Below are 24,899 nucleotides of genomic sequence, written 5' to 3'. Positions count from 1 at the left end.
AAGCGAAATACTGTTTCGATTGATCTCTGCTCATGAGAATAATCGGATCAAAAGCCACAGGGACCAGAAATGAACCAGCCAATCATTAATACCTCTCCCAAGGTCTCTGACGAGGTCAGAAAAACAACGTGCTACATGTGCGCCTGCCGCTGCGGCATCAACGTACACATGAAGGACGGCAAGGTTGCCTATATCGAAGGCAACCGCGATCACCCGGTTAACAAGGGCGTCCTGTGCGCCAAGGGCTCGGCAGGGATCATGCAGGTCAATGCCCCGTCCCGCTTGCGCGCCCCACTGAAACGCGTCGGGCCGCGTGGCTCGGGCAAGTTCGAAGAGATCAGCTGGGACGAGGCGCTGGACATCGCCGTTGGCTGGCTCAAGCCGATCCGCGAGGATAACCCCGAAAAATTGGCGTTTTTCACCGGCCGGGACCAGAGCCAGAGCTTCACCAGCTTCTGGGCGCAAAACTTTGGCACCTGCAACTATGCGGCCCATGGTGGTTTTTGCTCGGTCAATATGGCCGCAGGCGGCATCTACACGATGGGTGGAGCATTCTGGGAATTCGGCCAGCCCGACTGGGATCACACCAAGCTGTTCATGCTGTTCGGTGTTGCCGAAGACCACGACAGCAACCCGATCAAGATGGGCATCGGCAAGATCAAAGCCCGTGGCGCACGGGTGATCGGCGTCAACCCGATCCGCTCGGGCTATAACGCGGTTGCTGACGATTGGGTCGGGATCACTCCTGGTACTGATGGGTTGTTCATCCTGTCGATGATCCACGTGCTGATGAAGGCCGGCAAGATCGATCTGGACTATCTCAGCCGTTACACCAACGCGCCGGTTCTGGTCGACGCGTCCGAAGGCCCCACAAAAGGTCTGTTCCTGCGCGATGAGAACGGCAAACCGCTGGTTGTTGATCGCAACACGGGCGAACTGACGGCGTTTGACAAACCGGGGGTCCGCCCCGACCTGTCGGCGACCTTTGAGAAGGATGGCGTCACCCACCGGCCCGTGTTCCATCTGATGGCCGAACGCTACCTCAGCGACGAATACGCGCCCGAGAACATCGCCGAGCAGTGTGGCATCCCCGCCACCCGTATCCGCGCCATCGCGGGCGAGTTGGCCCGCGTTGCCTTTGACGAGGCGTTCGAGTTGGAGCGCGAATGGACTGATTTCCGCGGCGAAAAACACACCAAGATGATCGGTCGCCCGGTTGCAATGCACTCGATGCGCGGTGTCTCGGCTCATGCCAACGGTTTCCAGACCTGCCGCGCACTGCACGTGTTGCAGATCATCCTTGGCACAGTCGAAGTCCCCGGCGGCTTCCGCTTCAAACCGCCCTATCCCAAACCGGTCGAGGCGCACCCGAGACCGCACTGCAAGGTGACCCCGAACACGCCGCTGGACGGCCCGCATCTGGGCTTTGTTCAAGGGCCAGAGGATCTGGCGCTGAAGGCAGACGGCAGCCCGGCGCGGATCGACAAGGCATTTACGTGGGACAACCCGATGTCCAGCCACGGGCTGATGCATATGGTGATCTCGAACGCACATGCGGGCGATCCCTACAAGATCGACACGCTGTTCATGTACATGGCCAACATGTCCTGGAACTCATCCATGAACACCAAAGGTGTCATGGAAATGCTGACGGACAAAGATGAAAACGGCGATTACGTAATCCCGCATATCATCTATTCCGACGCTTATTCGTCGGAGATGGTGGCCTATGCCGACCTGATCCTGCCGGATACCACGTATCTGGAACGGCATGACTGTATCTCGCTGCTTGATCGCCCGATCTGCGAAGCGGATGCCGCAGCCGACGCAATTCGCTGGCCGGTGATTGAGCCCGACCGGGATGTCAAAGGTTTCCAATCAGCGCTGGTCGAACTGGCCAACCGCATGGGCCTGCCGGGCTTCACCAACGAAGACGGCAGCGCCAAATGGACAGATTACGCCGACTATATCGTCAACCACGAGCGCAAGCCCGGCATCGGCCCGCTTGCCGGTTTCCGTGGTGAAAACGGCGACAAGGAAGGCCGCGGCGAGGTCAACCCTGACCAGCTGAACCGCTATATCGAAAACGGCGGCTTCTACGTGGCCCATATCCCCGAAGGCGCGGATTACTACAAACCATGGAACACTGCTTATCAGGATTGGGCGGTCGGCATGGGCATTTATGACAGCCCACAGCCATACCTGTTCCAGCTCTATTCCGAGCCGATGCGCAAGTTCCAGCTTGCCGCCGAAGGCCATGGCGAACGTCAGCCCCCGGAACACCTACGGGAACGCATCAAAGAGACATTGGACCCGATGCCCATCTGGTACGAAACCGACCAGACCGGCAACGAAGGCTTCACTGTCAACGCTCTGACCCAGCGCCCCATGGCAATGTATCACAGCTGGGGAACCCAGAACGCATGGCTGCGCCAGTTGCACGGGCGTAACCCACTTTATGTTCCGACCAAGCTGATGCGCGAGAATGGCCTGAGCGACGGTGATTGGGCCAAGGTGACCTCGCCGCATGGCGAAATCACGGTACCGGTCATGGAAATGGCGGCGCTGAACGAAAACACCGTCTGGACCTGGAACGCGATTGGCAAACGCAAAGGTGCCTGGGCTTTGCAGGACGACGCACCAGAAGCCACCAAGGGCTTCTTGCTGAACCACCTGATTCACGAGCTGCTGCCGCCCAAGGGCGATGGTCTGCGGTGGGCGAACTCTGACCCGATCACCGGTCAGGCCGCATGGTTCGACCTGAAAGTGAAGATCGAAAAAGCTGACCCACCAATGGATGCGGAAAGCCAACCGGAATTCCCACCGATTGAATCTCCGGTCGGAACTGGACCGAAAGATTTGGCGTGGAAGGTAGGCAAATGATCCGATCCCTGCTTCATCTGGCTAAAAATATCCCCGGGTCTGGGGCAGCGCCCCAGCCCGCCATCACCACAAAAGCGGAGGCAAGGTAGTCATGACCCAGCTCCCCACATCCACCGACCGCAAGATGGGTCTGGTCATCGACCTGGACACCTGCGTTGGCTGCCACGCCTGCGTCATCTCATGCAAAGGCTGGAACACGGAAAACTACGGCGCGCCGCTATCCGATCAGGACGCGTACGGCGCCAACCCGTCCGGCACGTTCCTGAACCGGGTGCACTCTTACGAGGTGCAGCCTGCGGAAGGTCATGCCCAGCTGATCCACTTCCCCAAATCCTGCCTGCACTGCGAGGACGCACCTTGCGTCACCGTTTGCCCCACAGGGGCCAGCTACAAGCGGGTCGAGGATGGCATCGTTTTAGTCAATGAAAGCGACTGCATCGGTTGCGGCCTGTGCGCTTGGTCCTGCCCCTACGGCGCACGTGAACTGGATCAAGCCGAAGGTGTGATGAAGAAATGCACCCTCTGCGTTGACCGGATCTATAACGAGAACCTGCCGGAAGTGGACCGAGTCCCATCCTGCGTACGCACCTGCCCCGCAGGCGCGCGCCACTTCGGTGATCTGGGCGATGCGGACAGCGATGTCAGCAAACTGGTCGCCGAACGCGGTGGCATGGACCTGATGCCGGAAATGGGCACCAAGCCCGTCAACAAATACCTGCCGCCCCGGCCCAAGGATAATGTCGAAGATCAGATCGACATCCTGGCCCCGCTGCTGGCCCCGGTCGCTGAAGAACCCAAAGGGTTCCTTGGCTGGCTCGACAAGACTTTGGAGAAGCTCTGATGCATCCAGCACCTTCCGTTATCATCTTCACGACACTGTCGGGCCTTGGCTTTGGACTGTTGCTCTTTCTGGGGCTTGGTCTGCCTGACGTCTCTGGCTGGGTCGCTTTTGTCTTTTTCGCGATCGCCTACGCCCTGTCCGTTGGCGGGTTGATGGCGTCCACCTTTCACCTTGGCCACCCCGAGCGGGCCTGGAAGGCGTTTACGCAATGGAAGACCAGCTGGCTCAGCCGCGAAGGCTGGTGCGCGGTCATCGCTCTGATCGTCATGGGGCTTTATGCGATTGGCGTGATCTTCCTAGGCCAGCGCTGGAGCCTTCTTGGCTGGATCGGTGCGCTGTTTTCGCTACTGACCGTATTCACCACGTCGATGATCTACACGCAGCTCAAAACCATTCCCCGCTGGAATATGAACCTGACTCCGGCCATGTTCCTCAGCTTCAGCCTGGCAGGCGGTGCCCTGCTGGCCGGACAGGCACGTGTTGCGCTGCCGCTATTGCTGATCGCTGCTTTGGTGCAGATCCTGTACTGGAAAAAGGGCGACAAAGCTCTGGAGGAGTCCGGCACAAATCTGGGCACCGCAACAGGATTGGGCGATCGCGGCACCGTGCGTGCATTCGAGCCTCCTCATACCGGCACCAACTATTTGCTGCGTGAATTCGTTCACGTCGTTGGCCGCAAACATGCCGAAAAGCTGCGCATCATCTCGTTTGTGTTGGCGTTTGTCCTACCGGTTGTCCTGCTGCTGTTGCCATTCGGCCATTTCTTCGCGCTGCTGGCAGTGCTCTCCCATCTGGCCGGTGTAGCGACGTCACGCTGGTTGTTCTTCGCACAGGCCGAGCATGTCGTCGGACTGTATTACGGAAAACGATAGGGGCTCTGCCCCCCGTCGCGACAAGCCGCGACTCCCCCGGGATATTTTGGTCCAGATGAAGCCTGGATCCGGAACAAAAAAAAGGCGGCGCTCGAAGTTCGAGGCCGCCTTTTTTCACTTTTGAATTCGTTCTAGATGAGACCTGCGTGCTGAAGCGCCGCGTCTATCGCGGATTTGGTGCTGCTTTCCAGCCCGGATAGGGGCGAGCGGACTTCCTCGCTGCACAGACCCAATTTGCTGAGCGCGTATTTGGCACCCACGAGGCCGGGCTCGATAAAGATCGCTTCGTGCAGGGGCATCAGGCGGTCCTGATACTCTAACGCCTTGGTGTAATCGCCGTTCAGCGTCGCCTGCTGGAATTCGGCACACAGTTTGGGCGCGACGTTCGCGGTGACCGAGATACAGCCCACACCGCCATGCGCGTTGAACCCTAGCGCAGTCGCGTCCTCGCCAGACAACTGACAGAAGTCCGGGCCGCAGGAGGCACGCTGCTGGCTGACACGTGCCAGATCGCCGGTCGCGTCCTTTACACCGACGATGCGCGGCAGTTTCGCCAACTCACCCATGGTTTCAGGGGTCATGTCGATGATCGAACGGCCGGGAATGTTGTAGATGATGATCGGAATATCCGCGCAATCATGCAGCGCGCGAAAATGCATCAGCAGACCCTTTTGCGTGGGCTTGTTGTAATATGGCGTCACGACCAGAGCTGCATCGGCGCCTACTTTCTGCGCGAATCGCACAAACCGGATGGCCTCGACAGTGTTGTTTGACCCAGCACCTGCGATCACAGGAACACGACCAGCCGAGGCTTTGACAACCTCGTCGACAACCGTTTCATGCTCTTCGTGGCTCAGGGTGGGGCTTTCGCCGGTGGTGCCAACGGGAACCAACCCGGTGGAGCCTTCCTGAATCTGCCATTCCACCAAGTGTTTGAGCGTCTTCAGGTCCAACTCGCCGTTGCTAAACGGTGTGACGAGGGCTGGCATAGAGCCTTTGAACATGACACGCTCCTTAGGTGCAGTTTGTAATTTTTACGCCTCGGTTTGCCAGAAATCTGTCTTTCTTGAGTTGAACCCGACGGCGCAAGCTTTATCCTGAATGGCTGTATCCTTGGTTGGTTGGGAAATGCAAGGGATGACACGCTTTCTGGCGTTTTTGACGGTCGTAATTCTGATTTCGGGCACACAAGTGCGGGCCGACGCCGCCGGTGATCTGCGGGCCGGTATGAATGAAATGCGCAAGGGGGACTGGAATGAAGCCCTGCGTGTTTCTGGTGCGCGGGGTTCAGTGTCTCGGGACATCATCGTCTGGCACTGGCTTCGCGAAGGGTTTGGCAGTTCGGGTGACGTTCTGGTGTTCTTGGATCGTCGTCCAGACTGGCCTGGTCTGGCTTGGTTGCGGCGCAAAAGTGAGCCCGCCTTTACTGGCGCCGATCCAGACCGCGTTCTTAAATTCTATGCCGAACAGCCGCCGCAAACCGCAGAGGGTGCATTGAACTATGCAGTCGCATTGAAGGCAAAGGGGCGTCAGGGAGATGCTGAAGCCGATATCGTCGCGGCCTGGCGGACGATGCCAATGGGCTCGGGTCTGCAAAAAGACTATCTTGAGAATTTTGGCAAGCTGCTGAAACCCCATCACGCCGCCCGTCTGGACCGGATGCTATGGGACAACCACCTTGTCAGCGCAGGTCAGATGCTGCCGCTGGTCAGCGCTGATCAGCGTAAACTGGCTGAGGCGCGGATCGGCCTTCAGAAACGGCAACCCGGCGTCGACGGCAAGGTGGCGGCAGTTCCGAAATCGCTGGGTGATTCACCGGGCTTGGCTTTTGACAGGTTCGTCTGGCGTGACAAGAAAGAGTTGGACGACAGCGCGATTGACTTGATGCTGGCGCGTTCTTCCGGCCCTGATGCGTTGGGGGAACCTGACAAATGGGCCGAAGGCCGCCGTCGGTTGGCCCGACTTGAGATGCGAAATGGGGACCAGAACCGCGCTTATCAGATTGCTGCCAATCACCACATGACGCCAGAAATGGGCTATGGCTATGCGGATCTGGAGTGGCTTTCCGGGTTTCTGGCCTTGCGGAAGCTGAATGATCCTGCGACCGCGATCCGGCATTTCCAGAACTTCTCGGACGCGGTGAAATCGCCGATCTCGAAAGGACGCGCCGGGTATTGGTTGGGTCGTGCCTATGCGGCCCATGGTGACGCCGAAAAAGCCTATGACGCCTATGCAATGGGTGCAGATTATCAATCCTCTTTCTACGGCTTGCTGGCGGCGGAACAGATCGGGCGTCCTTTCGATAGTGAGTTGGCCACCCCCCGCCGGGCGCCACACTGGAAGCAAGCTGAGTTCTCCAATTCAAGCGTACTGGAAGCCGGGCTACTGCTGCTGAAGGCTGACGAAGACACCCTGTCTGAACGGTTCCTGACCCATCTGGTTGAAGGGTTGGACCCGGTTCAGGCCAATCAGTTGGGCGATTTGGTGATCGAGTTAAAGCAGCCGCATCTGGCCGTGATGATCGCCAAACGCGCTGCAACAGTCGGCCTGGTTTTGCCAGCCGCCTATTACCCGGTGCATCCGGTGGCCGACATGGGTTTGCCCATGGCTAAGGAAATGACGCTGGCCATTGCCCGTCGGGAAAGTGAGTTTGACCCCGTTGTGATCAGTGGAGCCGGCGCGCGCGGGCTGATGCAGGTCATGCCGGCCACGGCAAAGCTTGTTGCCAAGGAATTGGGTATCCTAAGCGGCCACAAGACGATCAAGCTGACTTCGGACTGGCAATACAACGCCAAGCTGGGTGCCAATTACCTGTCCGGTCTGGCCGCTGATTTCAACGGAAACGTTGTGATGATGGCTGCAGGATACAACGCAGGTCCACGTCGGCCGATGTCGTGGATGGATCGCTATGGCGACCCGCGCGCAGGTGAGATCGACGTGGTCGACTGGATTGAGACGATCCCGTTCAGCGAGACCCGCAACTACGTGATGCGTGTGTCGGAAAGCCTGCCGGTCTATCGCGCCCGTCTTGGCCAACCTGCCTTGCCGATCCCGTTCTCGCAGGAACTGGTCGGGTCAACGCTGGCGTCTTTCGCGCCATAGGGTGAACAGCCCGGCGGCGACAACCAGCGCTGCGCCTATGACCACTTCGGGGCGCAGCGTTTCACCAAAGACCGAGATTCCCAGGATCGCGCTCCAGACCAGGTGGAAATAGGCGAAGGGCTGCACCGCGCTGGCCTCGGCCATCTCATAGCATTTGATCAGCAACCAATGCCCCAGAACGCCGCTCACGCATAGCAGCGCCATCCAGGCCCAGTCCGTCTGGGCCATCGGCTCCCAGAACCACATTCCCACGAGCGTCATGGCGACGGCACCGCTGACGCCTGTCCAGAAAAAGCTGGTGGCGGAATTGTCCCGGCGGGATACGTAACGGGTCAGCAAACCATAGACTGCAAACATGAAAGCCGAGATCAGCGGTACAATGGCCCAAGGGTTAAAGACCCCTACACCGGGCTGCAGGATGATCAGAACACCGATGCACCCAACGCCGATTGCGGCCCAGCGTCGCCAGCCGAACTGTTCGCCCAATACCGGCCCGCTGAGAGCAGCGATCAACAACGGGTAGCAGATGAATACGGCCATCGCGTCAATCAGGCCCAGAACAGTGAAACTGAACACAGCGACGCAGATCTCGGCCGCCAACAGCAGGCCACGAAATATTTGCAGCTTAAGTTGGCTTGTCTGGGTGGTGGCTTTCAATCCGCCGGGCGCACGTGCGGCCAAAGCGATGACAAAGGCCGCAAAGAACCAATACCGGATCATCACTACCATGTAGGTGTTGTAGGTTCCTGCCAGATGGCGCGAGATACCGTCCTGCAGTGCAAAGACGATGGTCGCCCCGATCATCAACGCAATCCCGGCGCGCGTATTGTTCTGTTGCGTCATTATTTGACAGCGCAGGTCATGTGGCGCTTGCGGCCATAACCGGGTGCGCGTGTAACTATGAAACCGGCATCCTCAAGCCCCCGTCGCACGAACCCGGCGGCTGTATACGTCGCCGCCGTCCCACCAGTGGCCGTGTGGTCGGCGACCTGCTGCATCAGGTCTGCGCCCCATAATTCGGGGTTTTTAGCCGGAGAGAACCCATCCAAGAACCACGCATCGGCGGCACCTTCCCATTCTTGCAGGGTTTGACGTGCATCGCCTTCAACAACCTCAAGCCGCAGGGTGCCCAAATCACATGTGCCTCCCTCCCATTGCGCAAGGAACCGGTCAGACCAAGGCGCAAGTTCAGGAAAGGCTGCCAGCGCTCGGGACATGTCCACGGGTGCCATCGGATAGGCCTCAAAACTGGTAAAGGACAGGGGCGTCGTCTGGCCGGAATTCTCCCACTCTGACCAGACAGTCAGCATGTTCAAGCCGGTGCCAAAGCCCAATTCAGCAATGTGGAAACCAGATGCGAACCGCGCAGGCAGCTCATTACCCGCCAGAAACACATGCCGCGTCTCTTCCAGCCCGTTCTGCAACGAGTAATACGGATCGTCGAAACGATCCGAGACCGGGATCTGATCCTCAGTCCATGTCAGTTCGGCGCGCTGGTCTGCCATCGGGGAATCCTGTAGCTAAGCGGCGCGACACTGAACAAGGTAAAGGGGAATGGCAATGGTCGATGTGACGGTGCGCGGTGCAGGGATTTTCGGCCTGTCTATCGCCTGGATCTGTGCCCGGCGCGGCGCAAAGGTGCAGATCGTCGATCCCTTTGGCCCCGGCGCTGGTTCCAGCGGTGGCCTGGTTGGCGCACTGGCACCGCATGTGCCTGAAAACTGGAATGCCAAGAAGGCGTTTCAGTTCGACAGCCTGATCATGGCCGAACCATTCTGGAAACAGGTCGAGGCCACAGGCGGCGTCTCACCCGGATATGCGCGGCTGGGACGGTTGCAACCTATCATCGACACCCGAACGCTGGAACTTGCCCATGCCCGCGCCATCACAGCAGCGGAACTGTGGCAGGGTCGCGCTGAATGGTGGGTCGTCGAAACAGCCGCGGTCGGTACATGGTGTCCGCCCAGTCCTACCGGTTTTGTCATCCATGATACGCTGAGCGCTCGCATGCATCCGCGCCGGGCCTGTGCGGCCTTGGTTGCGGCATTGGCTGTGATTGGCGTCGAGGTCGTAGCCGACGCACCAGATCGCGGACAGGTTGTCCATGCCACCGGGCTTGCCGGACTGCAGGAACTGAGCGAGGCTTTTGGCAAAACCGTTGGCAACGGCGTCAAGGGTCAAGCCGCACTTCTGCGGTTTGATGCGGGAGAGGTTCCACAACTGTTTGCGGACACAATCCACTTCATACCGCATGCGGACGGGACGTTGGCAATCGGTTCGACCTCGGAGCGTGGCTATGACGACCCGACCAGCACGGATGCAGCTCTGGATGACGTTCTGGACCGGGCGATGCGGGCCGTTCCCGTCCTGCATGGCGCAGAGGTCATCGAACGATGGGCGGGTGTACGGCCGCGCAGCAAAAGCCGCGCACCAATGCTGGGCGCGCACCCGCTGTACGAAGGGCAGTTCATCGCCAATGGTGGCTTCAAAATCGGCTTTGGCATGGCCCCGAAAGTGGCCGAGGTCATGGCGGATCTGGTTCTTGAGGACCGGGATGCGATCCCGGGTGACTTCAGACCCGAAGCATCACTCTGATCGCGGGACAAACTCGGCGGACATGCATTGCCGCCCATCGGGTCCGCGCACCCACATCGCCTGGCCATACCGGCACAAGGTTGCCGTCTCAAAGTGCATCAGCGGCGATGACGCGCGAAAGGAGAACTGAGCCAATGGACCTGCCAGATCCTCAGCAAACAGCATCAATAGTTGTGCCAGCAGCGGGCCATGAACGACCAGACCGTCATACCCTTCGACATCCCGCGCGTAGTCCAGATCGTAATGGATACGGTGCCCATTGAAGGTCAGCGCCGAGTATCGAAACAGCAATGTGCTGTCGAAGGTGACGTCTCGCCTGTCGGTTTCATCGGTACGGGCCATAGGTGGCTTGGGCTTTATGTCGGAACTCGAAGGGTCTGGTCGATAAACCAGATCCTGCCATTCGCTCAGACACAATTGACCGTCCTGAGAAATCTCGTGTCGCAGTGTAACAAACCCCAGCGGTCCCGTCCGTCCGTTTTTTGCCGCCTCACTTTCAAGAACAGACCGGCGCACGGCTTTTGAGCCCGCGACCAGCGGCGCGTGAAACTGCAACCGTCCCCCGGCCCACATCCGACGTTGCAAGCCCATATCGGGAATCAGACCGTCCCCAACCTTTGGATGCCCGTCCCGCCCCAAATTGGCAGACGGCTGAGGCGACCAAAAATACAGCTGGTGAAAGAACAGCGGCAGTTGATCGCCTGCTGCGACCCTGTCGTTGGATCCAAGCGCTACCAATAGCGCAGAGGCGCGGGCCGGGTCCATCACATCGGTCAGTATTTCGTCAGTCATGGCGGCAGACTATGCAGACCGACCAGACCCGGCAAGCAGCCTCTCGATCTTAGAACCCAGCCTCAGCACGCAGTTTCTGCATGAGTGTCCGCAGAGAACTTTCGTAACGGTCGCTCAGCAATTTGCCGTGCTCGTCAAACTCGTTCGAACTGCTGGCGAGATGAATCTCTGGCCCCTGCAGGATGCGCGGTTGGAAGGGAACCATATAGCCGCGCAGAACCATCTGCGCCCGCTCACCACCCGCACGCCCTGCGGCGGCGGACATCACGGCAACCGGTTTGTCGGCCCAGGGGCGGTCATCTGTTCGGCTGACCCAGTCCAAAGCGTTTTTCAGAACACCCGACGGGCCTTTGTTGTATTCCGGGGTCGAAATGATCACGGCATGGGCTTGGGCGATCTGATCGGAAAGGGTTTGTACGGCTTCGGGGATGCCCTCGCCATCTTCAAGATCACCATCATAAAGCGGCAGGTTCAGATCAGCTTCGATATGCGTTCCCGGCTCGAACAACCGGGCCGCTTCGCGCAGCAGTTTGCGGTTGGTCGCGCTTTGGCGCAATGAGCCGGACAGGCTCAGAAGGATGGGTTCAGACATTGGGAAACTCCGCTTTGGTGTTGCCCAATAGCTAGCGTAACTTTCGCGCGCACCAAAGACCGGATGACGCGCAGTCAATGTGCGAAAAATGGGCACCCGAAAGTGCCCATATCATTATGTGTTTCCGTTCGGAATGATCTCGATGTCGACCCGGCGGTTCTGGGCCTTCCCCTCGGGCGTCAGGTTAGAGGCAATCGGGCGGTTTTCGCCCTGGCCGATGGTCGAGATGCGTGCACCACTTACACCATTGGCTTGAAGAATATCGGCGACAGAGCGCGCCCGGCGTTCGGACAGGCCCTGATTATACGCAGCGTCGCCGTCGCTATCGGTATTGCCGATGACCTGCACGTTCGAGTTGGGGTAATTCACCAGATTCTGCCCCACCCGGACCAGATCGGCCCGCAGTGCCGGGCGCACGGTCGCGCTGTCGGTGTCAAAGGTGATATCATTCGGGACGGTCACAATCAGTCGGTCGCCCGCGTTGGTAACGATGATGCCCTGATTGGCCAGTTGCTGACGCAGTTCTGCTGCTTGTTTGTCTAGTTGGTTGCCTATCAGGCCGCCTCCTGCTGCACCGATTGCTCCGCCTGCTACGGCCCCCAAAAGCGGATCAGATCCATTGGCAATCGCGCCGACACCTGCGCCGATCAGACCGCCAAGGAGTGCACCCTGCTTGGCGTTCTGGTTCGGGTCCGAGGGCAGGTTCAATGTGCCAGGGTCCGTACAGGCCCCCAAAAACATGGCCGAACACAGCCCTGCGGCAAGAACACTCTTGGAAATCGTCATGTAATCACCTTCTGCTCTGGGGCCCGTTCACCGAACCCGCTTTGTTTGGCGCAGTATATCGCGTTACCTTATCTTAGGCTCAAGCAACAATCGGGTGAAGTCGGCAAATTACCGCCGTTCAACAGGATCCAATTGGTTCTGGTCTTGCCAGATCGCTCGCAGAGGCTCCCCCTGCCCGCAGAAATGATCGTCTGTAACGTCGCAGGCCCAAATGCGATCCGTACGAAAATGGCGAAACCCATTCCTCAGCTCACACCACGCCGCCAACATCGTGCATTCAATGTGGTAGATAAGGGCGACGGGCCTGACGATCCGCTCGGTTCGCTCACCTTCGGCATTCACATAGGTGATGCGAATTTTGCGTTCAGAGCGGATAGCCTCGCGATAGTTTACGACAGGCACGCACCCCTTGGCCGGATCATCCATCGGTGCACCCCATGGGGCGACTTGCAGCCAATCTGCAGGCGCGCGCAAAGCGTCGATCTTGCGGCAAACACGGTCCGCAGCTTGTTGCAGGGTGCTATCCCCGGTGCGCGCCAGCATCGACAACCCGACCCACAGCGCCTCGACCTCTTCAGCGTCGAAATTCAACGGTGGCAGGTCATATCCCCGCCGCATCAAGTATCCCACGCCGGCTTCACCCTCGATCGGGGTTCGCTGTGCCTGCAAAGCGGCGATATCGCGATAGACGGTACGCGCTGACACTTCCAGCTTTTCTGCCAGTGCCTCCGCCGTCACAGGCATTTCGGCCGAACGCAGGATCTGGATGATTTCAAAAAGGCGGGTTGAGCGGCGCATAAGGTTCTCCGGGCGGTCTGCTGACATCCTAGCACACCCCACTGACAGGGTGGTGTCAGGAGTGATCTGCGATCTTTGGGAAACAAACCAAAGGAGGTCGACCATGCCATACCTCGACAATCACGTGATGATGACATTGAAACTGGACCGCTGGGCGCAGGATCACACTTTGCGCGCGTTCGAGATCGAACGTGAAATTATGGCTGCCCGTCAGCCCTGCGCACCGCGCAAACGGACCAAGCGGTTCTCGTTGGGCAACCTCAAGATGCTGTGGACAAGCACGGCCTGAGGTCAGAAATCAGCCGGGGCGCGGAATTTCATTGAAACTCCGCCCTCGGGGCTTTTTAGGCGCAGTTCCTCAGAATGCAGCATCAGACGCGGGAATTCGAGCGCAGGTCCGTCGGCGTAGAACGGATCGCCCAGAATCGGGTGGCCCAGCGCTTGCATATGAACGCGTAGCTGATGAGACCTACCTGTTTTGGGGAACAATCGGACGCGCGTCGTCTCACCCTCGTGTTTTACAAACCGCCAATCAGTGACGGCGGGTTTGCCAGTCTCGTGACAGACCATCTGGCGAGGGCGGTTGGGCCAATCCACGATCAACGGCAGATCGACGGTTCCGGACTTTTGCTCGATGCGCCCCCAAACACGCGCAACATAGGTCTTGCGGGTCTGGCGTTTTTCAAACTGCATGCTCAGATGCCGCTGTGCGTGCGGTGACTGGGCAAACACCATGACACCCGACGTATCCCGATCCAACCGATGCACCAGCAAAGCTTGCGGAAATGCCGCCTGCACGCGGGTCAGCAGGCAATCGGCTAGATGCTCTCCCCTCCCAGGCACGGACAGCAGACCCGAGGGCTTGTTGACCACGATAAGCTGCGCATCCTCATGCAGCACATCCAACGGCGTATTCGGGGGATCATAGGTCTCGCTCATGCGCGCCTGCCTATCGCACCGCGTAGGTTCCCGCAACGTCGGGCTTGCCTGAACGAAACGGTTCAGCAACTCTCAGACCCAAAGCGGAGGAGAACCCATGCACCCCACAATCGCGCGCATGCAAGACGTTGTCGCCAAGGGCGATGAAACCCTGATCCACGAATTGCTGGCCGAAGACGTACGGTTTTCCCCGCCAACTTACTACAGCACCTGGACCGGACGCGAACCGGTGGCGGCTGTTCTGGGTCACGTGGGACAGGTGTTTTCCGACTTCCGCTATCGCCGGATTATGGGTGAAGGCAAGGATTGGGCGCTGGAGTTTCAATGCAAGGTCGGGGATCTGGACGCGGTCGGCGTCGATCTGATCACGTTGAACGATGAGGGTTTGATACAGGAATTCGAGGTCGTCATGCGCCCTTACAAGACCATCGGTGCCCTGCGCGAGGCGATGATGGCTCGGGTTATGACGGACGCCCGCTTCCTCGAATACAAAAACGCGCTCAGCTAACCATGACTGCCCCGATTGCCGCCGATCAGATATTGCGCGTCCCGCTGTTGCCGGTTCTGGCAGCACAGGCGATTTCCGTGCGTCGTAACGCTCAGCTGCTGCCCGAACCGTCCGGCCCGCGCCAAGGGCGCGAAGGGCGCGGCCCCCGATTGCGGCTGCTCATCGCTGGTGACAGCTCGGCCGCGGGTGTGGGGGCTGGGCGACAGCAACAGGCACTATCGGGGTTTCTCGTGGCGCGGTTGGCCCGCCATTACAGCGTGGAGTGGCGGCTGGAAGCGACGACGGGTCACACAACACAGGATACGCTGGAACGATTGAACCGCCTTGAAGGCAGCTATGACGCCGCCGTGACTGCCTTGGGTGTAAACGACGTCACGCGTGGAGTATCCCGGCAAAAGTTCACGGGTTTGCAGACCCAGCTTCTGGATCATCTGACGAGCAATCTGGGTGTTCGACGTGTCGTGGTTACCGCCGTGCCACAAATGAACCGTTTTCCGGCCCTGCCCCAACCGCTGGCCTGGGCACTGGGGCGACAGGCGGCCCGGCTGGATCGGGGTTTGCAAAAGGCCGCTGCGACATTCCCGCAAGCCCGGCACCTGTCATTGGAGTTTCCGGATGACCCGGCGCTGGCTGCTCCGGACGGATATCACCCAAGCCCCAAAGCCTATCGCTTGTGGGCAGAGGCCGCGGCCGACTTATTGCATCAGCGCTGACCCCGCATCTGACGAATCATCGGGATCGTATAGACCACCAAAGCCGCCCAGATCAGTGGGAAGGCGATCATCCGGCCCCGATCGATCTGTTCCCCGAACACGGTAATCGCAGTGATAAAGATCATCGTCGGCGCGATGTACTGCAGGATTCCCATTGTGGACAACCGCACCAATTTGGCCCCGTTGGCATAGACCAGCAGCGGAACAGCGGTGACAATGCCGGCACAGGCCAGCAGCATGGTGTCCCCAGCGGCTGCGCCAAAGTGGCCGGTTCCTTTTGCCCCCAACCAGGTGATGTAGACCAAGGCTGGGATCAGCAGGATCAGAACCTCTAGCAGAAAGCCCTGATTGGGGCCGATGGGCAGCGAGCGTTTGAAGAAAGCATAAAACCCCCAACTGACCGTCAGGGCCAGCGCGGCCCACGGCAGCCGACCCGCTTCGACGATCAATACCAGCACACCCAAAGCAGCTAACCCCACTGCCGCCAATTGCGTACGATTCAAAGGCTCACGTAACAGGATCGCCCCTAGCGCAATGCTGAACAGCGGGTTGATGTAATAGCCCAACGCTGCGTCCAATGCGTTACCGCTGGCAATCGCCCAGACGTAAATGGCCCAATTCACCGAGATCAAAGCCGCTGTTAGACAGGCCATGCCCAGCATCTTCGGGTTTTGTAAGGCAGCCTTCAAATCCCCGGTTCGCCCTAGCGCCACCAGCAACAGCCCGGCCACAGGCACCGACCATACAATCCGATGCGCCACGATCTCGACCGGCCCGATATGCGCCAGAGCTTTCATGTACAGCGGCAGGAAACCCCATAGAACGTAGGCGGTCGCCGCCAGAGCCAATCCTTTTGGCGTGTCCTCATTGTGGGGTGATGTTGCGACGTCCGCCATCATGGATCTCCGGGTGATACCGTTTGTCTATACGGCTGTTCCGGAGGGTTTGGAAACTGCGAAAACCGTGAACGGTCGCATCAAGAAAATTGATATGTACCAAGAAAACGGGGCGCCGCAGCGCCCCGTGTGTCGAACCTTGGCGCTAAACTTTAACGCGCTCGGATTTTGGATCGTACATCGGCTTGAGTGATGCCTCGGCTTTCACCTTCACACCGCAGACATCGATCTCGTAGGTCGAAGCCAAAACGTCAGCCGCTTTTTCGCCTTCGCAGGGCACATAACCCAGACCGATCGCACCGCCCAGCGTGTGGCCATAGTTGCCCGAGGAGAGGTATCCCACATACTCGCCATCCCGAATGATCGGCTCATTGTGGAACAGCAGCGGTTCCGGATCGGTCAGCTTGAACTGAACCAAGCGGTTATGCGGTCCGCTTTCCTTACGCGTAATCACCGCTTCGCGCCCGATGAAATCGCTGCCCTTATCGACCTTGACCGCAAAACCAAGACCGGCATCGACGACGTGGTCCTCGCAAGTGATGTCGTGGCCGAAGTGGCGGAAGCCTTTTTCTATCCGGGCGCTGTCCATCATATGCATGCCGCATAGTTTTAGCCCCATGTCCCGTCCGGCCTCGTGCAGGGTTTCGAACACATGTCCCGCCATGTCGGACGAGACATAGATTTCCCAACCAAGCTCACCGACATAGGTCACACGGTGGGCTCGAGCCAGACCCATGCCGATCTCGATATCCTGCGCGGTGCCAAACGGGTTGGTCGCGTTGGTGAAATCGTTGGGCGAGACCTTTTCAAGCAGCGTACGCGCATTTGGACCCATAATGGCCAGAACGCCCTCACCCGCAGTAACATCGGTGACAACGACGTTGAAGTTGCCCGCATGGCGCTGCATCCAGGTCTGGTCAGCCAAGCGGGTCGCTGCCGGGGTCACCACCAGATAAGCGGTCTCGGTCAGGCGGGTAACGGTCACGTCCGCCTCAATCCCGCCTGCGCGGTTAAGGAACTGAGTATAGACGATCTTGCCATTCGGGACCGAGTAATCGCCGCCACCGATATAGTTCATGAATGCTTCGGCATCCGGGCCGTCAACGCGGATTTTGCCAAAGGACGACATGTCATACATGCCGACATTCTCGCGCACGGCTTTATGCTCGGCAGCCGAGTTCTCGAACCAGTTCTGGCGTTTCCAGCTGTACTGGTACTCGCGCTCCTGCCCCTCGTTCGCGAACCAGTTGGCACGTTCCCAACCCGCCAACTCGCCCATGACCGCGCCCTGTTCCAGCAGGTGATGGTGGAACGGCGTCCGGCGCACGCCACGTGCGGTGGCCTTTTGGCGATAGGGATAATGGTCGGCGTAGAGCAAGCCTAACGTCTCTTTCGAGCGCTCGAAAAGGTACTGCTTATTGCCCTGGAACGGCTGCATCCGGCTGATGTCCACGTCGCCCAGATCGAAAGGCTTTTCACCGCTGTCCATCCATTCGGCCAGCGCCATGCCAGCGCCACCGGCGGACTGGATGCCGATCGAGTTGAAGCCCGCTGCGACCCAGACGTTGTCCATCTCGGGTGCCAGACCCAGATGATAGGCGTCATCAGGGGTAAACGATTCGGGCCCGTTGAAGAAGGTATGGATACCGGCCTCGGCCAGCATCGGCATACGTTCACACGCGGCTTCGAGAATCGGTTCGAAATGGTCGAAATCCTCGGGCAGCTGGTCGAATTCAAAGGTGTCAGGAATACCGTCCATCGCCCAGGGCTTGGCATTCGGTTCAAATGCACCCAACAGGATTTTGCCTGCGTCCTCTTTGTAATACGCGCATTCATCGGGAACGCGCAGAACCGGCAACTGAGTTAAACCGTCGATATTTTCGGTAACGATGTAGAAGTGTTCGCAAGCGTGCAACGGAACATTGACGCCAGCCATCTTGCCGACCTCATGCCCCCACATACCGGCACAGTTCACCACCATGTCGCATTCGATATGACCAGATGCGCTGCCGTCATCTGCGACCCAGTCAACACCGCTCACCTTGCGGTCTTGTTTGACGATGTCGGTGACCTTCACGCGTTCCTTGACGATACCGCCACGCTGACGGGCGCCCTTGGCCAATGCCAAGGCGATGTTGGCCGGGTCACCCTGACCGTCCAGCGGTAAGTAAACAGCACCCTTCACGCCTTCGAGGTTGATGTGGGGATACAGCTCCTGAACACGTTCATTCTCGATTTCTTCGACCTCGACGCCGAAAGCGCGCGCCATGGCCGCCTGACGGTAGATCTCTTCTTTGCGCTCTTCGGTTAGCGCAACAGTGATTGATCCACAGCGTTTAAAGCCTGTGGCCACACCGGTTTCTTCTTCGAGCGAACCATAGAGTTCCTGGCTGTACTTCGCCAGCTTTGTCATGTTCGCCGTTGCGCGCAGCTGGGCGATCAGACCCGCCGCATGCCAGGTCGTGCCGCTGGTCAGCTGCTTACGCTCCAGCAGGACAACGTCTTTCCAGCCTTTCTTGGTCAGGTGATACGCCACCGAACATCCGATGACACCACCACCGATAATGACAACACGGGCCTTGTTTGGAAGATCAGCCATTCTCATGATTCCGCTTTATGAGTTTCCACCCAAAATGACACGGAAGAGCGACACAGAATGCACGAAAAACGTCAGACCATTTGCAAAAATCAACGTTGTTTGACTTGCCGTTTTTCACGTCTCAGCACAAAGGGGGTTACGCCGAAAAAGCTTTTGTAGACTGACGAGAAACCGTTGGGAAACCCGCAGGCAAGACCAATTTCGCGAACACTCATCGTTGTGTTCAGCAGCAGGTTATTGGCCTTGGCCAGCCGCATTTCGCGGTAAAAGCCGTTTGGTGTGGTTCCGAAATAGTTCTTGAACTTCCGTTCCAGCGATCGGTTCGAAAGCTTTAGCGCTTCGACGATTTCGTTAATCGGCAGCGGGTCTTCGATATTGGCCTGCATCACCTTGATGCACTGGTCCAGTTTGGCGTCACCTGTAGCGGTGGTCTTTGATCCGGAAAATGGCTGGAGAGACGAGAAATCCCGAATGTTTTCGTGCAGCATGATGTCGGCCACGGTCATTCTTGTTGGCCCGGAAACATGACGCCCGATCACAGCCAGCGCGACATCGGTAGTGGCCTCCATCCCGGCGCAGGTCACCACGGCGCCCTGTTCTGTTGCAATCGACAGTTTGGCCTCGAACTGGGCGCGACGTTCACGCAGGAAGGACGCGTTTTCCCAGTGGGTCGACATGTCCTCGGTCCCCTGCTCGTCGATATACCGGCTTGCAGCTTCGGACAACAAAAAGACCTGTGCACCGCGGAAAGTATAATCCGACACAACACGCCCCAGCGATAGATCAGGATGATCGGGGTCGGAATTTCCGATGACGAACAAATAGTCCGCGTTGGGCTGCGACGGAATGCGCTCAGTCTGGATCGTCGCCTCGCTGCTGCTGGCGACCGGGCCACCCCTCAGAGAGCGATAGGCATAGGTGAATGGCGGGCTCGGGCATACGCGGTTGGCCAGCCGCAGCACCTCAACCAATGACGCCAGTTCCAGCAGCACATAGCCCGGTGCGACAACGATGTCGAAATGTCGCTGCGCGTTAGAAGCCGGGATGTTCGACGGCGATGGCATCACTTTCCTTTCAGACAATCCGGTGCCCGGCGGACCGCAATCGATCGGCAAGGACCTCAATGTGGTCCGGCCCGACTTCGCAGCATCCGCCAACTATTGTTGCCCCCTGTGCTACCCATTCCATCGCATGATCGGCATAAGCCTCGGGTCCAAGATCGTGGCGCTGTGTCAACACGTCGACAGTCGGCGCGTCTTTCAGGAAATCCTGTGCAATCCCGGTGAACCCATTTGCATAGGCCCCAAATGGCCGCCCCATCGTGGCGATGACCTTCAGCGCGGCGGGGACGGCCTCGGGGCGCGAACAGTTTATCAGAACAGCGTCAGGGTTAAACCGATCCACAAGAGGCGCAATATCGGCAAGCGGTTCACCGGATCGCAGCCGTGTTCCGTCATCATCCATCACAGAAAGCGCCAGCCAAACCGGTTTGCCTGCCTCCGCCGTACCACGCAGGGCCCCTTCGGCCTCTTGCACCGAGGAAACGGTTTCGATCAGGAAAAGGTCGACGTCATCGGACATGAGGTTAACCAACTCGGCAAACTTTTCGGCGGCGTCTTCCACATCAGGATTCAGATCGGGGCGATAAGACGCCAGCAAAGGACCCAGCGCCCCGGCGATGCGCCCGGAACCGCCCGTGCGCGCACGGTTCGCCTGAGCAACCGCAGCATGGACCAGGTCGGGCAGTTGATCCTCCATATCCAGACGCTCCAGCCGAGAACGATGGACCGCGTAGGTGTTGGTCGTTGCAACCGTCGCGCCACGGCGGAAATATTCGGCGTGGACCTCTTGCACCAATTCGGGATGGTCGATCATAACGCGCGTCGACCACAGCGGAGTGGGTTTGTCCCCACTGCGTTTGACCAGTTCTTGCCCAATCGAGCCATCCAGAAGCGTGATTTCTGCCATTTGCCAACCTTCCTAAGGAATCAGAACGAGTTTTCCCGGCAGCACCTTGGACTGGAAGTCCTCTTGCGCCTTGGCGATGTCTCTTAGTGGATAGGTCTTGGAAACCAAAGGCTTGATGCGGCCTGCATTCATCATCTCGACAAGGCGGCCAAAGACTTCAAATGCCTGATGTGTGCAGCCGTGAATCGTGATGTCGCGCAGGTAGATCTCACGCAGGTCAGCCGAAACGATTGGTCCTGCGATTGCCCCGGAAACGGCATAATGACCGCCGGGTTTCAGGGCCAGGATCAGGCCGGGCCAAGCCCGGCCTCCGACAACGTCGATCACGACGTCGAACATGTCCTTGGGCAGCGGCGCGTTGCGGTCAAAGGTGTCCATGGCCCCCTGCGCTTTGACCACCTCGGCTTTGGCTGAACCCGTAACGCCCCAAACTGTCGCCCCGCGTAGAGACGCCAGTTGCACAGCGGCAAGGCCCACGCCACCCGAGGCACCGGTAATCAGCACCTTATGCCCAGCGGCCACGCCAGCACGGGTTAACAGGTTCTCGGCCGTGCCAAATGCACAGGGGATGGCGGCGATTTCGACATCTGACTGGGGTGAGGCCGTCACGTCATACAGGTCGTCGGCCTGAACTAGACAGTATTGCGCAAATGCTCCGTCGATTTCAGAGCCTAATGCGATAAAGCCAGTCGGATTGCCGGGACGTGGGCGCGGCAAGTTGATCGGGCAGGTCACCCGTTGCCCGGCTTGAAACCCGGTCTCTTGCCCTGCCAATTCGACTATCCCACACAGATCGCCACCCTGAATGCGCGGAAACGCCAACGCGCCTCCCCAGCCTCCGGCATCAACATCCTGATCAACGGCGTCCGTTGCCCCGGTCACGTCCGAGGAATACCAACCGACCCGTGTATTTATGTCCGTGTTGTTTACCCCTGCGGCCGCGACCCGAACCAGAACCTGCCTCGGTCCAGGCGTTGGAACCGGAATATCCTCGCGCCATTCCAGCGCTTCGGGGCCGCCGTGGCGCGTCAGGTAAACACCAGACATTTTTGTGGGCGTGGTCATCTTCAGACCCTGTCTTCCGGATGGGCTGGAACCGGTCCCATCGGCACAATGTCGTAACGCGCGTTCAGTTCGGCCATTTTCGCCTCATCTGCAAAGTCAGCCTCGGTCATTGTCGCCAGTTCGGCCAGAAACCCGTCGAACCCCGAGGGTTGAAAGATCATCAGCATTCTGGCGGGTGTGCCATCGGCGACGCGACACGCGTGGGGTACTCCCGGCGGGACATGCATGGTTGTGCCCGGAGTACATCGATGCCAGTTGCCATCAACGTAGAAATCCACTGCGCCTTCCAGAAAGTAAAAAGTCTCGGCGTGGGTATCATGGCGATGAAGACCAAGCGCGAAGCTGGCCTTCAGATTGTCTTCCATGAGCGTGTATGCGCCATCTGTATCCTGACCAGACACCTTCACAAAGGTGTGGTCATTTTCCCAGTCATAGTTGGGGCCCTCGCCGGGTCCCAGTTTGGCGTATCGTTTGCTCATGGCGGTCTCCGTGAGAAGTTAAGCGCGTAACCGCTCGTTCTCGGGATCCCAGAGCGGCTGATCCTGCTCTACCACAGCGCGGCACTTTTGGCCGTAGATTTCGACCTCAAGCTCGGTGCCGGGGTTGGCAAGCTCGGCCTTGATCATGCCCAGCGCGATGGATTTGCCAACGCGGTATCCCCATGCGCCTGACGTGGTTTCGCCCACGATTTGATCGCCCTGCCAGATACACGACATATACGGCGCGTCGCAATCGCCCGCATCCACTGTCAGCGTGACAAACGACTTCTTCACGCCCTGCTGCTTTTCGTTCAGGATTGCAGCCTTGCCGGGGAAATCCTGCGGCTTGTCGAGTTTGACGAACCGCCCAAGACCGCCTTCCAGCAGAGAGTAGTCGGTCGATAGGTCCCCCTTCCATGCACGGTATCCCTTTTCGATACGCAGCGAGTTCAGGGCATACATGCCGAACGGTTTGGCACCGGCATCGATGATCGCATCATAGATCGCGGGCATATGCTCGTTCAGAGCGTGGACTTCCCATCCTAGCTCACCCGCGAAGGAGACGCGGATCAGATAGGCGGGCTGGCCTGCAACGGTCGCAGACTGATGAGTCAGCCACCCCGAGGTCAGATCCGCATCCGTCATAGTCGACAGTATATCGCGCGACTTCGGACCAGTGACGATCAGTGTATCCCGTGTCGTGGTCACGTCTTCAATCGAAACACTCGCAGGCATCGCGTTCATCAGGATGTCCCGATCATGCCACTGTGCAGTTGCGGCGGTGATCATGATGAACTCATCCTCACCAAGACGGATACAGGACATCTCGGTCAGAATGCGGCCACGGTCGTCAGAGATATAGATGAGGTTCATCCGGCCGACCTTTGGCAACCCACCGGTTGCGAGGCCGCGCAGCGCCTCAGCGGCGCCCTCTCCCTTGACCATGAAGCGCGAGAAGCCTGGCAGATCTAGTACGCCACAATGGTCTCGCACGGCCTCGCATTCTTCTTGGATTCGTTGCTCCCACGGGCCGGACCGACCCCAGGTATGGGTTGCATCAAGCGACGTGTCATCGCCCGGCTTCGCGAACCAGTTGGCCCGCTCCCATCCGTTATAGGCACCCATCACGCCGCCCAGCGCTTTGACCTTGTCATGCACCGGTGACAGTTTCTTGTCGCGCGCCGCGGGCCATTCATGATGAGGGAAATGCATGGCGTATTCGTTGCCGTAAACTTCCAGACCTTTCTGGTTGCAGTAGTCCTGATCTGTGTAATCGGTGTAGCGACGCGGGTCGACGGCCCACATATCCCATTCGGTCGCGCCATCGACGATCCATTCGGCCAGCACCTTGCCTGCACCACCGCCCTGAGCGATGCCGAAGGTGAATGTGTGTGCCTCGAACGCGTTTTTCACACCGGGCATTGGGCCGATCAGCGGCAGCCCGTCCGGCGCATAGGGGATCGGGCCGTTGATCACACGGCCAACGCCGGAGGTCGCCATCAACGGCACCCGCTCCATCGCGTCAGTGACGATATCCTCGATGCGGTCGAGATCGTCATTCCACAGCTGGAACGAGAAATCCTCGGGCATAGCATCGTCTTCAGTCATCCAGTGGCCCTTGCAGTTAGGCTCATACGGACCAAGGTTGAAGCCATTCTTTTCCTGCCGCAGGTAGTACGAGATATCCACGTCGCGCAGCAGTGGCAGTTTCTTACCACCGTTCGCTTTGGACCATTCTTCAATTTCTGGAACTTCGTCCGTCAGCAGGTACTGGTGGCTCATCACCATCGCGGGAACTGTGCGGCCGCCAAAGGGCTTGAACCACTCTCCCACGCGCTGCGCGTAATACCCAGCGGCGTTCACAACATAGTCGCAGGCTATATCGCCTTTGTCGGTGTGTACGGTCCAGGTGCCGTCGTCGTGCTGAGTTACGCCAGTTGCCGGGCAAAAGCGGATGATCTTCTGGCCCATGTCACGGGCACCCTTGGCCAGTGCCTGTGTCAGCTGCGCCGGATCAATATCACCATCGGTGGGATCGTACAGAACGCCTTCAAGATCGTGCGTCTCCAGGAAAGGATAGCGCTCTTTAGCTTCTTCCGGGGTCCACATCTCCATCGGGATGCCTTGATAGCGTCCCATCGCCATGGCGTGTTCGAACTCTTGCATCCGCTCCTTGCTGTGCGCAAGACGGATCGAGCCTGAAACGTGGTAGTTCATCGGATAGTCGACCTCTTCGCCCAAACGCGAATACAGCTCGGTTGAGTACCGCTGCATGTTCATGATCGCCCATGAATTCGAGAAGGTCGGAACGTTACCCGCCGCGTGCCAAGTCGAGCCAGCGGTAAGTTCGTTCTTTTCCAGCAGAACACAATCAGTCCAGCCCTTCTTGGCCAGATGGTACAGCGAGGAGGCCCCCACCACACCGCCACCGATAACAACCACGCGGGCTTTTGTCGGAAAATCGCTCATTG

Annotated in this window: 23 protein-coding genes; 8 read left to right on the top strand and 15 right to left on the bottom strand. The window is 58.8% G+C overall.

Going from position 1 to position 24,899, the window contains the following annotated elements:
- The first annotated feature begins 69 nt into the window (after positions 1–69).
- From AC2FFP_RS15370 to AC2FFP_RS15360, 3 genes are all read left to right on the top strand, one after another.
- Entirely contained in the window at positions 70–2,883 is a 2,814-nt protein-coding gene (locus AC2FFP_RS15370; protein ID WP_496881221.1) for a molybdopterin oxidoreductase family protein, read from the top strand.
- Between the two features lie 91 nt (positions 2,884–2,974).
- The gene (locus tag AC2FFP_RS15365; protein WP_058279787.1) at positions 2,975–3,724 is read left to right on the top strand and encodes a 4Fe-4S dicluster domain-containing protein; all 750 of its coding nucleotides are present in this window, start codon (positions 2,975–2,977) and stop codon (positions 3,722–3,724) included.
- On the top strand, positions 3,724–4,596 hold the full coding sequence (locus tag AC2FFP_RS15360) for a dimethyl sulfoxide reductase anchor subunit family protein (protein WP_496782798.1): 873 nt from the start codon (positions 3,724–3,726) through the stop codon (positions 4,594–4,596). The genes AC2FFP_RS15365 and AC2FFP_RS15360 overlap by 1 nt, the downstream gene beginning before the upstream one ends.
- Before the next feature lie 131 nt (positions 4,597–4,727).
- Here AC2FFP_RS15360 and dapA read toward each other — a convergent pair whose 3' ends face one another.
- Positions 4,728–5,600, bottom strand: coding sequence for a 4-hydroxy-tetrahydrodipicolinate synthase (gene dapA, locus AC2FFP_RS15355; protein WP_496782800.1), 873 nt, complete (start codon positions 5,598–5,600; stop codon positions 4,728–4,730).
- Between the two features lie 133 nt (positions 5,601–5,733).
- Between dapA and AC2FFP_RS15350 the strand changes: the two genes are divergently transcribed.
- Positions 5,734–7,698 (top strand): lytic transglycosylase domain-containing protein, encoded by a 1,965-nt coding sequence (locus AC2FFP_RS15350; protein WP_496782802.1) that lies wholly within the window; start codon positions 5,734–5,736, stop codon positions 7,696–7,698.
- Here the strand turns inward: AC2FFP_RS15350 and AC2FFP_RS15345 are convergent.
- Together AC2FFP_RS15345 and mnmC2 are read right to left on the bottom strand one after the other, a co-directional pair.
- The gene (locus tag AC2FFP_RS15345) at positions 7,672–8,541 is read right to left on the bottom strand and encodes a DMT family transporter (protein ID WP_496768491.1); all 870 of its coding nucleotides are present in this window, start codon (positions 8,539–8,541) and stop codon (positions 7,672–7,674) included. The two genes, AC2FFP_RS15350 and AC2FFP_RS15345, sit on opposite strands and share 27 nt — an antisense overlap.
- Positions 8,541–9,203 carry a tRNA (5-methylaminomethyl-2-thiouridine)(34)-methyltransferase MnmC2 gene (gene mnmC2, locus AC2FFP_RS15340; RefSeq protein WP_496768493.1) on the bottom strand — a complete coding sequence of 221 codons (663 nt, stop codon included), beginning with the start codon at positions 9,201–9,203 and terminating at the stop codon, positions 8,541–8,543. Before mnmC2 ends, AC2FFP_RS15345 begins: the two co-directional genes overlap by 1 nt.
- Before the next feature lie 49 nt (positions 9,204–9,252).
- Between mnmC2 and AC2FFP_RS15335 the strand changes: the two genes are divergently transcribed.
- Positions 9,253–10,293 (top strand): NAD(P)/FAD-dependent oxidoreductase, encoded by a 1,041-nt coding sequence (locus tag AC2FFP_RS15335; protein WP_496768495.1) that lies wholly within the window; start codon positions 9,253–9,255, stop codon positions 10,291–10,293.
- Here AC2FFP_RS15335 and AC2FFP_RS15330 read toward each other — a convergent pair.
- The 4 genes from AC2FFP_RS15330 to AC2FFP_RS15315 form a co-directional block, all read right to left on the bottom strand.
- Positions 10,285–11,085, bottom strand: coding sequence for an HTD2 family dehydratase (locus AC2FFP_RS15330; protein WP_496881220.1), 801 nt, complete (start codon positions 11,083–11,085; stop codon positions 10,285–10,287). The two genes, AC2FFP_RS15335 and AC2FFP_RS15330, sit on opposite strands and share 9 nt — an antisense overlap.
- 49 nt (positions 11,086–11,134) lie before the next feature.
- Positions 11,135–11,677 carry an NADPH-dependent FMN reductase gene (locus AC2FFP_RS15325; protein WP_496768498.1) on the bottom strand — a complete coding sequence of 181 codons (543 nt, stop codon included), beginning with the start codon at positions 11,675–11,677 and terminating at the stop codon, positions 11,135–11,137.
- A 114-nt stretch (positions 11,678–11,791) separates the two neighbouring features.
- Positions 11,792–12,463 carry a YiaD family glycine zipper/OmpA-like lipoprotein gene (locus tag AC2FFP_RS15320; RefSeq protein ID WP_058272535.1) on the bottom strand — a complete coding sequence of 224 codons (672 nt, stop codon included), beginning with the start codon at positions 12,461–12,463 and terminating at the stop codon, positions 11,792–11,794.
- A 108-nt stretch (positions 12,464–12,571) separates the two neighbouring features.
- Positions 12,572–13,261 carry a helix-turn-helix transcriptional regulator gene (locus AC2FFP_RS15315; RefSeq protein ID WP_282152998.1) on the bottom strand — a complete coding sequence of 230 codons (690 nt, stop codon included), beginning with the start codon at positions 13,259–13,261 and terminating at the stop codon, positions 12,572–12,574.
- Positions 13,262–13,364: 103 nt separating this feature from the next.
- On the opposite strand from AC2FFP_RS15315, the gene AC2FFP_RS15310 reads away from it, so the two are divergent.
- Positions 13,365–13,550: a hypothetical protein gene (locus AC2FFP_RS15310; RefSeq protein WP_058272537.1), complete on the top strand. Its 186-nt coding sequence runs from the start codon at positions 13,365–13,367 to the stop codon at positions 13,548–13,550.
- Between the two features lie 2 nt (positions 13,551–13,552).
- Here the strand turns inward: AC2FFP_RS15310 and AC2FFP_RS15305 are convergent, their stop codons facing one another.
- The gene (locus tag AC2FFP_RS15305; RefSeq protein WP_496768502.1) at positions 13,553–14,200 is read right to left on the bottom strand and encodes an RluA family pseudouridine synthase; all 648 of its coding nucleotides are present in this window, start codon (positions 14,198–14,200) and stop codon (positions 13,553–13,555) included.
- 97 nt (positions 14,201–14,297) lie between these two features.
- On the opposite strand from AC2FFP_RS15305, the gene AC2FFP_RS15300 reads away from it, so the two are divergent.
- Both AC2FFP_RS15300 and AC2FFP_RS15295 read left to right on the top strand, forming a co-directional pair.
- Positions 14,298–14,708: a nuclear transport factor 2 family protein gene (locus AC2FFP_RS15300; protein ID WP_058279776.1), complete on the top strand. Its 411-nt coding sequence runs from the start codon at positions 14,298–14,300 to the stop codon at positions 14,706–14,708.
- 2 nt (positions 14,709–14,710) lie between these two features.
- Positions 14,711–15,421: an SGNH/GDSL hydrolase family protein gene (locus AC2FFP_RS15295; protein ID WP_496768505.1), complete on the top strand. Its 711-nt coding sequence runs from the start codon at positions 14,711–14,713 to the stop codon at positions 15,419–15,421.
- Here the strand turns inward: AC2FFP_RS15295 and rarD are convergent.
- The 7 genes from rarD to AC2FFP_RS15260 form a co-directional block, all read right to left on the bottom strand.
- Entirely contained in the window at positions 15,412–16,317 is a 906-nt protein-coding gene (rarD, locus tag AC2FFP_RS15290) for an EamA family transporter RarD (protein WP_496881219.1), read from the bottom strand. The genes AC2FFP_RS15295 and rarD overlap by 10 nt on opposite strands.
- Positions 16,318–16,462: 145 nt before the next feature.
- The gene (locus tag AC2FFP_RS15285) at positions 16,463–18,916 is read right to left on the bottom strand and encodes a GcvT family protein (RefSeq protein WP_496881218.1); all 2,454 of its coding nucleotides are present in this window, start codon (positions 18,914–18,916) and stop codon (positions 16,463–16,465) included.
- An 89-nt stretch (positions 18,917–19,005) separates the two neighbouring features.
- Entirely contained in the window at positions 19,006–19,980 is a 975-nt protein-coding gene (locus tag AC2FFP_RS15280; protein ID WP_496768511.1) for a GlxA family transcriptional regulator, read from the bottom strand.
- Between the two features lie 10 nt (positions 19,981–19,990).
- A complete protein-coding gene (locus AC2FFP_RS15275) occupies positions 19,991–20,884 on the bottom strand; it encodes a homocysteine S-methyltransferase family protein (protein WP_496768513.1) in 894 nt (297 codons plus the stop codon).
- A gap of 12 nt (positions 20,885–20,896) precedes the next feature.
- On the bottom strand, positions 20,897–21,949 hold the full coding sequence (locus tag AC2FFP_RS15270) for a zinc-binding dehydrogenase (protein ID WP_496768515.1): 1,053 nt from the start codon (positions 21,947–21,949) through the stop codon (positions 20,897–20,899).
- A 2-nt stretch (positions 21,950–21,951) separates the two neighbouring features.
- The gene (locus AC2FFP_RS15265) at positions 21,952–22,428 is read right to left on the bottom strand and encodes a cupin domain-containing protein (protein ID WP_496768517.1); all 477 of its coding nucleotides are present in this window, start codon (positions 22,426–22,428) and stop codon (positions 21,952–21,954) included.
- Positions 22,429–22,446: 18 nt separating this feature from the next.
- Complete coding sequence (locus tag AC2FFP_RS15260; RefSeq protein ID WP_496768521.1) at positions 22,447–24,897, bottom strand: GcvT family protein; 2,451 nt, start codon at positions 24,895–24,897, stop codon at positions 22,447–22,449.
- Positions 24,898–24,899: the final 2 nt, after the last annotated feature.

It is taken from the genome of Ruegeria sp. YTSC004 (assembly GCF_059609805.1).
This window is presented reverse-complemented; position numbering and strand designations above follow the sequence as displayed.